The 237-nt window shown below is 67.5% G+C and carries 1 protein-coding gene; it reads right to left on the bottom strand.

All coding sequences use genetic code 11. The features are described 5' to 3' along the window. Positions 1–229 (bottom strand): ketoacyl-synthetase C-terminal extension domain-containing protein (locus O5O46_RS35260; protein ID WP_333482464.1); only part of this gene is annotated, 229 nt, incomplete at its 3' end. Positions 230–237 lie beyond the last annotated feature (8 nt).

The following is a 237-nucleotide window of genomic DNA, read 5'->3' on the forward strand; positions in this document are numbered from 1 at the left end:
AGTCCAGATACTCCAGCAACCGCTTCGCCTGCGCACGCACCGCCTCAACTGACTTGCCCGACAGCACCCACGGCACCACGCCATCCACTCCCGGACCAAGTGGGGCCTCGGTGCCGGATGGAAGGTCTGTGTCAGACGGGGCCTCGAGGATGACGTGCGCGTTGGTCCCACTCACGCCGAACGCGGACACTCCTGCCCGACGCGGATGATCGGTCTCCGGCCAGGGCATCGCCTCGC

This window comes from Streptomyces sp. RPT161 (assembly GCF_027533845.1).
Taxonomy (GTDB): Bacteria; Actinomycetota; Actinomycetes; order Streptomycetales; family Streptomycetaceae; genus Streptantibioticus_A; species Streptantibioticus_A silvisoli_A.